Annotated in this window: 10 protein-coding genes and 1 pseudogene; 2 read left to right on the forward strand and 9 right to left on the reverse strand. The window is 34.6% G+C overall.

All coding sequences use genetic code 11. From position 1 onward, the window contains the following. Positions 1-242, forward strand: a pseudogene (locus tag RT405_RS10895) (PTS fructose transporter subunit IIC); the annotation flags it as partial. Positions 243-295: 53 nt separating this feature from the next. Here the strand turns inward: RT405_RS10895 and RT405_RS10900 are convergent. Beyond that, positions 296-1,021 (reverse strand): amino acid ABC transporter ATP-binding protein, encoded by a 726-nt coding sequence (locus RT405_RS10900; protein WP_313469659.1) that lies wholly within the window; start codon positions 1,019-1,021, stop codon positions 296-298. Next, a complete protein-coding gene (locus RT405_RS10905; RefSeq protein ID WP_396163741.1) occupies positions 1,014-2,489 on the reverse strand; it encodes an ABC transporter substrate-binding protein/permease in 1,476 nt (491 codons plus the stop codon). The genes RT405_RS10900 and RT405_RS10905 overlap by 8 nt, the downstream gene beginning before the upstream one ends. A 237-nt stretch (positions 2,490-2,726) precedes the next feature. On the opposite strand from RT405_RS10905, the gene RT405_RS10910 reads away from it, so the two are divergent. Then, a complete protein-coding gene (locus RT405_RS10910) occupies positions 2,727-2,873 on the forward strand; it encodes a hypothetical protein (RefSeq protein ID WP_169741126.1) in 147 nt (48 codons plus the stop codon). 54 nt (positions 2,874-2,927) lie between these two features. On the opposite strand, the gene RT405_RS10915 is transcribed toward RT405_RS10910, so the two are convergent. The 7 genes from RT405_RS10915 to RT405_RS10945 form a co-directional block, all read right to left on the reverse strand. Continuing rightward, a complete protein-coding gene (locus tag RT405_RS10915) occupies positions 2,928-3,248 on the reverse strand; it encodes a nucleoside triphosphate pyrophosphohydrolase family protein (protein ID WP_035027889.1) in 321 nt (106 codons plus the stop codon). A 60-nt stretch (positions 3,249-3,308) separates the two neighbouring features. Further along, positions 3,309-3,902: a ribosome biogenesis GTP-binding protein YihA/YsxC gene (yihA, locus tag RT405_RS10920; protein ID WP_313469661.1), complete on the reverse strand. Its 594-nt coding sequence runs from the start codon at positions 3,900-3,902 to the stop codon at positions 3,309-3,311. A 364-nt stretch (positions 3,903-4,266) separates the two neighbouring features. Next, positions 4,267-5,511, reverse strand: a complete 1,245-nt coding sequence (gene clpX / locus RT405_RS10925; RefSeq protein ID WP_313469662.1) for an ATP-dependent protease ATP-binding subunit ClpX — start codon at positions 5,509-5,511, stop codon at positions 4,267-4,269. A gap of 237 nt (positions 5,512-5,748) precedes the next feature. Further along, complete coding sequence (tig, locus tag RT405_RS10930) at positions 5,749-7,029, reverse strand: trigger factor (protein WP_313469663.1); 1,281 nt, start codon at positions 7,027-7,029, stop codon at positions 5,749-5,751. Between the two features lie 160 nt (positions 7,030-7,189). Next, a complete protein-coding gene (locus RT405_RS10935; RefSeq protein WP_313469664.1) occupies positions 7,190-8,104 on the reverse strand; it encodes a hypothetical protein in 915 nt (304 codons plus the stop codon). A gap of 227 nt (positions 8,105-8,331) precedes the next feature. Next, positions 8,332-9,114 carry an acetyl-CoA carboxylase carboxyl transferase subunit alpha gene (locus RT405_RS10940; RefSeq protein WP_313469665.1) on the reverse strand — a complete coding sequence of 261 codons (783 nt, stop codon included), beginning with the start codon at positions 9,112-9,114 and terminating at the stop codon, positions 8,332-8,334. 46 nt (positions 9,115-9,160) lie between these two features. Then, a partial coding sequence (locus tag RT405_RS10945; RefSeq protein ID WP_313469666.1) for an acetyl-CoA carboxylase carboxyltransferase subunit beta occupies positions 9,161-9,778 on the reverse strand: 618 nt, incomplete at its 5' end.

The following is a 9,778-nucleotide window of genomic DNA, read 5'->3' on the forward strand; positions in this document are numbered from 1 at the left end:
TCGCAGCCGCTGATCCAATGAGAATTATTGGTTCGTCTGTTGTAGGTGCTGCAATTGCAGGTGGATTAACTCAATTCTGGGATATTACTATTCCAGCGCCACATGGTGGAATATTTGCAATTGGACTTTCAAACCATGCACTTCTTTTCTTAATTACATTAGTAATTGGAATGATTGTTTCTGCTACTATTCTTGGACTATGGAAAAACCCTGTTGCGGTTAAAGATGACAATAAAAAATAAAAAAATGATAGGAAAACCCTCAAAACTTTTTTAAGTTTTGAGGGTTTTTGGTTCTATAACACTTTTGCTAAGAAGTTTTTTGTTCGTTCATGTTGTGGGTGGTCGAATAGTTGTTCAGGGCTTCCTTCTTCTACAATATATCCTGCATCCATAAAGATAATTCGATCTGCAACTTCTTTAGCAAATCCCATTTCATGAGTAACCACAACCATCGTCATTCCCGTTTCTGCCAAGTCTTGAATAACTTTTAAAACTTCTCCTACCATTTCAGGATCTAATGCCGAAGTGGGTTCATCAAAAAGCATAACTTTAGGGTTCATCGCCAAGGCTCTCGCAATTGCTACCCGTTGTTGCTGGCCTCCGGATAAGTTAACGGGATAAGCTTTGTCTTTATCCGCTAATCCCACTTGTTTTAAAAGTTTGGCTGCTTGTTTTTCTGCTTCTTCCTCTTGCATTCCTTTGACTTTAATAGGGGCAATTTTTAAATTTTCTATTACTGAAAGGTGCGGGAAAAGATTAAAGCTTTGGAACACCATCCCCATTTTTTCACGTAATTGGTTAATTTTATTTTCATTCAGTTTGGTTAAGGTTGTATCTTCAAAAATAATTTCTCCACTCGTTGGGGTTTCCAATAAATTTAAGCAACGCAATAATGTACTTTTTCCTGAACCAGATGGACCTATGATAACGACCACTTCACCTTTTTTTACTTCTCCGCTAATATCGATCAAAACTTCATTTTTATCAAATGATTTTTTTAAATGGTTAAACTTAATCATGGTTCATCTTCCCTTCATAGTAATTCAGTAATTTGGTTAAGCTATACGTTAAAATAAAGTAAATAACCATCGTAACGGCTAAAGGAGCAATTCCTCTATATGAAACCGACGTAACGATTTTCGTTTGAAAAATTAAATCACTTACACCAATAATCGAAACAATGGAACTTTCTTTAATGACTGTTATAAATTCATTGCCTAAAGCAGGCCAAATATTTTTTAACGCTTGCGGGAAAACAATATAACGCATTGTTAGCTTTTTGCTCATTCCTAAACTTCTGGCCGCTTCTGTCTGTCCCTTACTGACGGAATTCAAGCCTGAACGGATGATTTCACAGATATAAGCAGCACTGTTTAAAGATACAGCAATAATACCTGAAGCTAAGGCTGGGAGGTTGACCACATAACCAACCGCAAAATAGATAAACATGACTTGAATCATCATAGGAGTTCCTCTGACAAATTCAACGTATGCTGTTGCCAATCCACGTATAATTTTATTATCCATTAACCGCATCAATGACAATAGTACACCTAAGATGCTTCCAAATAAAACACTCAAAACAGAAATCAATATTGTATAACCCGTTCCTCGTGCAAAATAACTCCAATAATTAATCATTCCATTTGATTTTGTTCCTTTTTCTTCCGTTTCTCCTGGGCTGTTTTTTAAGTGTTCTCCAGCTTCTTCTAAATAGGTTTTTGTCAAGTTCTGTTCTTTTATATTAGAAAGAGATTCATTTATACTAGCAATGAGAGACTCTGACCCTTTTTTGACTGCTATGGCAATTCCTTGCTCTCCTTCGTCTAGTTCAAAGCCTCCATCAAATGTAGCTAGTCCGGTATCGTTTGAAACATAAGCCATTGCACTTGGTTTTTCCATGATAATAGCTTCTATTTTATTTGTTTTTAATGCTAAAATTAAATCGGTTATTTTAGATAAACTTAAGATACTTGACTCAGGCATCTGTTCTTTAGCCAATGTTTCCTGTAAGGAGCCGGTTTGAACTCCTACCTTCTTTTTAACTAAACTATCTTTCGAATCGTAGACTTCTTTATCAGAAGGACGAATGACTATATTTTGTCCACCCGTATAATAAACATCAGAAAAATCAACACTTTGTTTCCGCTCTTCAGAAGGACTCATACCCGCGAGAATCATATCTACTTTATTTACTTCTAAAGCTGGCAACAAACTATCGAAACCCATGTCTTGAATTTCTAATTTAACATTTAAATCTTCTGCAATTTTTTTTGCAATTGAAATGTCCATACCTACAATTTCATCTTGACCATCAATCGTAGCATGAAATTCATAGGGAGGAAAATCTGCACTCGTGCCGATCACCAATGTTCCTTTCGATTTAATTTTTTCTAATGAGTTATCGGCTGCTGATGCTTGTAGTGTAGGCAAAAAACAATAAGCCAAAATAACCAATACTATTATCATAAAAGGCTTTTTTTTCATCATCTATTCCTCTTCCCTGCTATTTTTAAATTCTTGTGTAGTTTAACAGGAAAGGAATATTTATGCAAGTGCTACTCCTTTATATTCGTTTATTATTCTCAATAATCACTTTTTATACATTTTTCAATGTATAAATTCATTTGTTTTTAGAAAACAACTTTAGGATCATAAATCCATTTTTCTCAAAATAAAATAGTGGCATTTTACTTTCAATAGCTTTAAATAGGAGGTTATGTCGTGGGACAATTATCTAAAGTTGAAACCAGTCTAGATGATTTATTTCATAAGTTTGTGCTTGATCCAGAAGAAACTGTAGCTAAAAAAGAGGATAAAGAAGAAAAAAAGTCTGAAAAAAAACTTGATTCTACTAATAAAAATGACTAAGTAAAAAGAGGTTGGGCTAAAGCCCAACCTCTTTTGTATTCACTAAATTTTATTCTATTCATCTGTTCGTTGTCGGCTTCTTTCTTCTGAAAAGCCATTAGGATACCGTTTTTTCAATTTTTCGATATTTTGAATCGCTACATCTTCAAAAGGAATATCTGCCCATTCTGCAATTTGTGACAAATACCATAAGACGTCTCCCATTTCTTTTACTAATTCTTTTTTATTCAAATCATGACCATGAAAGGTATATTTTTTGATCAAATCTACCAGTTCGCCTGATTCACTAGCTACACCTAAAGCACAGTTGGTTAATACTTGTTCATTTCCATATAATGTTCGATTAGCTAATTTTTGGTATTCATTAAACTCCATCTTTAAAAACTCCTTTTTCAACGGTACTCTTGCCCTGTAACATATAACTATCTGATTGCATCAATTTTTTTTATTCAAGTATCCTTCGATTAACTTCCATGCCTCTTCTTTACCTTCACCTGTTTCAGAAGAAAACAACACAAAATCATCTGCAGAATCAAATCCCAAAGATTCTTTGGAGATCTTCATATGTTTATTCCATTTACTTTTAGAAATTTTATCCGCTTTTGTGGCAACTACAATGACAGGTATACCATAATATTTAAGAAACTCATACATTTGTTTGTCGTCAGCAGTGGCAGGATGTCTAAAGTCAATCACGCATAAAGCAGCCTTTAGAGGTTCTCTTTGAGTAAAATAAGTTTCTAACATTTCTCCCCATTTTGCGCGTTCCGTCTTAGAAACTTTTGCATATCCATAACCCGGCACATCAACGAAATAAAATTTATCTTCTATAATATAATAATTAAGTGTTTGTGTTTTACCCGGCTTACTTGAAGTACGAGCTAATCCCTTTCGATTGATCAATGTATTGATAAAAGAAGATTTGCCCACATTTGAACGTCCTGCTAAGGCAATTTCAGGCAGCCCTGTATTAGGGTATTGTGCTGGCGATACAGCACTGATCACAATATCCGCTTTGTTAACTTTCATGTTTTAATCTCCATCTCTAATCTAAATTCTTCACTCATTTTAACATATATCAAGTTTAAAAACACAGCTTTCTTTGATTCCTATTTTAAGGATTAATTAAACCACTGCGTTTTTCCTTTTTAAAAATAAAAAAAGCGGGACAAGGCCGCCCTGACTTGAAAAAAAATTAGGTAATACGACTTGGGAAGCAACACTTCTTTCGTCGTATTGTACTAATACTCTATGAGATGAACCGCTAAAAGTACCAGCAAAAGTTTAATCTTTCCTTGTTTTCCTACACTTTTTTATAATACCCCACTCTATCAAAATAAAAAGCTTCGAATTACCCAAAAGTTCAGATAATTCAAAGCTTTCTTCATTTTGATTAAAGGATTTTTTGACCTTGTTCATCATAAAAGTCAGGTAACCCATCACCAACAACCGTTTCTTTTGTAATAACACATTTTGAAATTTCAGGACGGCTTGGCAACTCAAACATGATTTCCAACATAATATTTTCAATGATTGAACGTAACCCACGAGCACCAGTATTGCGTTCAATCGCTTTTTTAGCAATTTCTCGCAGTGCTTGCTCTTCAAATTCAAGTTCAACATTATCTAACATCAATAATTTTTTATATTGTTTTTCTAATGCATTTTTTGGTTGAGTTAAAATATGCACTAGATCCTCTTCAGTTAATTTTTCTAATGCTGCTATTACTGGTAAGCGTCCGATAAATTCAGGAATTAAACCAAACTTCAATAAGTCTTCAGGAATAATCCGTTGCATCACACTTTCGCTATCATCTATAACTTTTTTAGCTGAACCAAAACCAATAACTTTCTCGCCCATCCGATTTTTTACGATCGTTTCAATACCATCAAAAGCTCCTCCTACGATAAATAGGATGTTGCTTGTGTCTAATTGAATAAATTCTTGATTCGGATGTTTTCTTCCGCCTTGTGGAGGAATATTAGCTACTGTACCTTCTAATATTTTTAATAAGGCTTGTTGTACCCCTTCACCACTAACGTCACGCGTGATCGAAACATTTTCGCTTTTACGAGCAATTTTATCAATTTCATCAATATAGATAATGCCTTTTTGCGCACGTTCCACATCATAATCTGCTGCTTGCATTAACTTAAGAAGAATATTTTCAACGTCTTCTCCGACATAACCTGCTTCAGTTAAACTGGTAGCATCTGCGATAGCAAATGGAACATTTAAAATACGAGCTAGGCTTTGTGCTAAGAAAGTTTTTCCTGAACCAGTTGGTCCAATTAAACAAATATTGCTCTTTTGCAGCTCTACTCCATCTTCTTCCGTCCCAATTTGGTTTATACGTTTATAATGATTGTAGACAGCAACTGAAAGTGATTTTTTGGCTTGTTCTTGGCCTATTACATAATCATTTAAGATACTTCTGATTTCTTGTGGTTTAGGTACTTCTAAAAACTCTCCGTAGCCTGCATCACTAAACTCTTCATCAATAATTTCTTTACATAAGTCAATACACTCGTTACAAATGTATACTCCAGGCCCTGCAACGATTTTTTTTACTTGCTCTTGGGATTTACCACAAAATGAACAACTTACAGGTCCTTTGGTTTCTTCATCAATAAACATATGCTTGTCCACCTCTATTCTCATTCTAACTCATAATCTCGTTTTATCCGTTATCATTTGCTACTTAAAGGAATGGTAGATTCCTTCAAACATTAACCATCATAGCATAAACTTCACTGCATTACCATCATTCTCTTTGCAGATTTAACGACATTACGATAGAGAAAAGAACTTCAAAAGTTTATTAACCTTTGAAGTTCTTTTTTCAGTTTCCGTTCTTCAGACTGCTTTTGTTGCTTATTTTTCTACTGCTGTAGAAGTAATCAAATCAATAGCTTTTTTCATTGAAATATCATGTTTTAACATATCAGGAGTTAAAGCAGAACGAACAGCGTCTTCTTCCATTCCATATTGTTCAGCTAATGTTTTAATTTCAGCTTCTACTTCTTCTTCAGAAGGATCAAAAGCTTCTGCTTCAACAATTGCTTCAAGTACTAAGTTCGTACGAGTTCTCATATCTGCATCGCTTTCCATTTGTTTATGCAAGTCTTCTTCAGTAGTACCTGTAATTTGGTAATACATTTCAGGACTTACACCTTGACGTTGCATGTCATTTAAGAACATATCCATTTGACGGTGTACTTCGTCGTGAACCATTGCCCATGGCAATTCTTCAATCGTTGCATTTTCTACTGCTTGACGGATAGCTGCTTCTTCATTTGCTTCGTCTGCAGTAGCATTCTTAGCTTCAACCAATTGAGTTTTAATTTTTTCTTTTAATTCAGCTAAAGTTGAAACTTCTTCATCAACATCTTTAGCAAATTCATCATCTAATTCAGGTAATTCTTTTGCTTTCACTTCATGAACTTTCACTTTAAAGACTGCTTCAGCGCCTTTTAAATCTTCTGCATGGTAATCTTCAGGGAATGTAACTGTTACGTCTAATTCATCACCTGCTTTAGTGCCAATCAATTGTTCTTCAAAGCCTGGAATAAATGAATTAGATCCAAGTTCTAATGAATGATTTTCTCCTTTACCGCCTTCAAAAGCTTCACCATTATTAAATCCTTCAAAGTCGATAACAACAGTATCTCCTTCAACGGCTGCTTCTTCTTTCAAGACCAATTCAGCTTGTTGTTCGCGTTTCGTTTCTAGATTAGCTTCAACATCAGCATCTGTTACTTCGCGATCTTGTTTTTCGACTGTAAGGCCTTTATATTCTCCTAATTTAACTTCTGGTTTAACCGTAACGGCTGCTTCAATAACCCAAGGTTGTCCTTTTTCCATTGATTTAACATCAATTTTAGGTTGGTCTACAGGCTCAATTGCTGCTTCTTTTACTGCTGCTTCATATTCTTCTGGTAAGACTGCATTTAAAGCATCTTCATAAAGTGCTGCTTCTCCATACATTTTGTTGAATACTTGACGTGTAACTTTTCCTTTACGGAAACCAGGTACATTCAAAGTACCTTTCACTTTGTTGAAAGCTGTATTCATTCCTTCACTGATTTTTTCTTCTGAGATTTCAAATGTTAGGATACCGTCATTAGTACCTTTTTTTTCCCATTGTGCAGTCATGTATATTTCCCTCCGAAACACTCTATTTTTGGCAATTTATTAAAATTGCATACTCCCTAATCTTACACTATCACTGAATTTTTGTAAATACAAAGAGCTAAAACCTATCAAAAAACACTCTTTTTCTTCTCTTTACTATTAGATAATCTACTACAGATAATTAACTATTTGGCCTTTGAGTCAATTCTTCTATCGTATTATCTAATCGCAGCATCCATTCTGCTAATTTTGATGTTTGTTCTGAACCATTTTCTTGATAACTATTTTGCTGGCCTTCTTCATATCGATCAATATAAAGTTGGACCCATTCTTCTGGAACAGTAATAATTTCATCGATAAATGGATACAATAGCATAAAGTGGATATAAATTTCTTGACTAACAATTTGGTATAAAACGGGGTTATTATTTTCAAGCTGTTCTTTTAAAATGTCTTCTATTGCTTGAACGGCCTTGCTCTCTTGGAATGGCACTAAGTTTTTAGGAATGATTATATGCTTTTCGTTGAACCATTCCAAGGTAAAAGGAGTGTCAATTTCTCGAGATAGTAAAGTTTGCAGCAAGGTTGTCTTTGTTATTCCATTCACAAAAGGATTAGTTAATATGCTTTCTGCGGCTTGCAGAAATAAATGCGGTGGAAGTATTTCTGTTTCTTTAAATGTCTTTGATTGTTCTTCCAAACTTTGATTACTCATAGAAAAAACATTTTTCAAAACTTGTTGCTGCTTATTTTTCTTAGTTCTTTCAAGTGATTCCTTTTCATCTTCCATTGATTGAGCTAAACTCTGCCAAAGCGTTACCGATACTTGATTATTTTGCTTATTTTTTTCAATAGCTATGATCTTTTCCGCTTGTAAAAAATCATGGTTTTTTATTAAAATAGAGGTATATAATGCATATAACTGTTCATCATTTTGATAAAGAGAAAGGTGTTCACCTGCCATGTTCTTAGCTTTTTCATATTCTCCTACTTGGTATAAAACAGTAACGAGGACCAAATTAGTTTCTCTGTCCGATTTAATTGTGTAAGCTTTTTCAATTAAATCAACAGCTTCTCTTGTCTCTCCACATTCCATTAGGGACTTTCCTTGATTCAAATAATATTCATAATTTTTTGGAAATTCAATTTTTTCTCCCAAGTCTTTCACCCAATTCATTTTTATAGATATATGTTTTATTCTTTACTAGTGTACCATATGGATTAAAGGCTTGTTAAGATTAAGGTATTTCCTCTTTTATTGAAACCGCATGCAAAAATAAAACAAACACCATAGATAAAGAAATGGTGTTTGTTTTTAAATGTTTAATATTTTCTGAAACGCTGATATCTTTCTTCTACTAATTCATTTGGAGATTTAGCATTCAATTCATTCAACGTTTTTACTATTTTCTTTTTCAAGTTACTTAAAATACTCTGCTGAGTTAATAATTCGCCTTGATCAGTTTCTAAAACAATCTCATCGACAATATCTAATTCAAGTAAATTTTGAGCCGTTAATTTCATAACTTCTGCTGCTTCACCTGCTCTAGATGCGTCTTTCCATAATATAGAAGAGAAGCCTTCCGGAGAAAGGACCGAATACATCGTGTGTTCCATCATCCAAACTTGGTTTCCCATTGCTAAAGCAAGCGCTCCTCCGCTTCCCCCTTCACCGATTATGATTGAAAGAATTGGGACTTTTAACTGACTCATTTCAATCAAATTCCGGGCAATGGCTTCGCCTTGTCCCCGTTCTTCAGCTTCAACTCCACAGTATGCGCCTGAAGTATTGATAAATGTGATAACAGGACGATTAAACTTTTCAGCTTGTTTCATTAAACGCAAGGCTTTACGATAACCTTCTGGATGAGGAGAACCAAAGTTACGCTCAATATTTTCTGTTAGTTCATGTCCTTTTTGATTTCCGATTACAGTAATTGGCTGTCCATTTAAGGTAGCAATGCCTCCTACAATAGCTTTATCATCACGAAAATTGCGATCTCCGTGAAACTCAATGAAATTTTCGAAAACAGCTTCAAATATTTCCACTGCTGTTAAACGGGATGTTTTTCTAGCCAAGGCGACAACTTCACTCGCTTCACTCAAATGTTTCACCTTCTCTCATACAAAGTTTCTTTCTGATTCGCTCTTATTAATGATGAAGTTGAAGTAATAGTCCTAATGTTGCTTTAAGATCTTTTCTTGGAACTATTTTATCGATAAATCCATTTTTTAAAACGGATTCTGCAAGTTGAAAATCATCCGGCAGTGTTTCTTTAATGGTTTGCTCAATAACACGTCGTCCTGCAAAACCAACTAACGCTCGCGGTTCTGATAGAATGATATCCCCTTGCATTGCAAAACTAGCAGTAACTCCACCAGTTGTTGGGTCCGTTAACACTGTGATATACAATAAACCAGCAGCACTATGACGAGCTACGGCTGCACTGATTTTTGCCATTTGCATTAAAGATAAAATACCTTCTTGCATACGAGCACCACCAGAAGCTGTAAAAATAACGATCGGTAATTTTTCTGTCAAAGCTCGTTCAAGTGTTCGAGTTATTTTTTCACCCACTATGCTTCCCATACTTCCCATGATAAAGCTTGAATCCATTACACAAATTGCCGTTTCAATGCCTTCGATAGTAGCTTTTCCAGTTACAACAGCTTCATCTAAACCTGTTTTCTCTTGAATTTTTTTTACTTTTTCATCGTATCCAGGAAAATCAAGAGGATTTTCAAAAGGAATATTTAAATTCCATTCTTC

Origin of the sequence: Carnobacterium sp., from assembly GCF_032094055.1 — a bacterium.
GTDB lineage: Bacteria > Bacillota > Bacilli > Lactobacillales > Carnobacteriaceae > Carnobacterium_A.

Bases quoted from the DNA above. Each gene is read 5' to 3' on its own strand.
- RT405_RS10900 (WP_313469659.1), bottom strand. From the start codon at position 1,021: ATGATTAAGTTTAACCATTTAAAAAAATCATTTGATAAAAATGAAGTT.
- RT405_RS10935 (WP_313469664.1), bottom strand. From the start codon at position 8,104: ATGGAATGTGGAGAGACAAGAGAAGCTGTTGATTTAATTGAAAAAGCT.
- RT405_RS10915 (WP_035027889.1), bottom strand. From the start codon at position 3,248: ATGGAGTTTAATGAATACCAAAAATTAGCTAATCGAACATTATATGGA.
- yihA (WP_313469661.1), bottom strand. From the start codon at position 3,902: ATGAAAGTTAACAAAGCGGATATTGTGATCAGTGCTGTATCGCCAGCA.
- RT405_RS10905 (WP_396163741.1), bottom strand. From the start codon at position 2,489: ATGAAAAAAAAGCCTTTTATGATAATAGTATTGGTTATTTTGGCTTAT.
- tig (WP_313469663.1), bottom strand. From the start codon at position 7,029: ATGACTGCACAATGGGAAAAAAAAGGTACTAATGACGGTATCCTAACA.
- clpX (WP_313469662.1), bottom strand. From the start codon at position 5,511: ATGTTTATTGATGAAGAAACCAAAGGACCTGTAAGTTGTTCATTTTGT.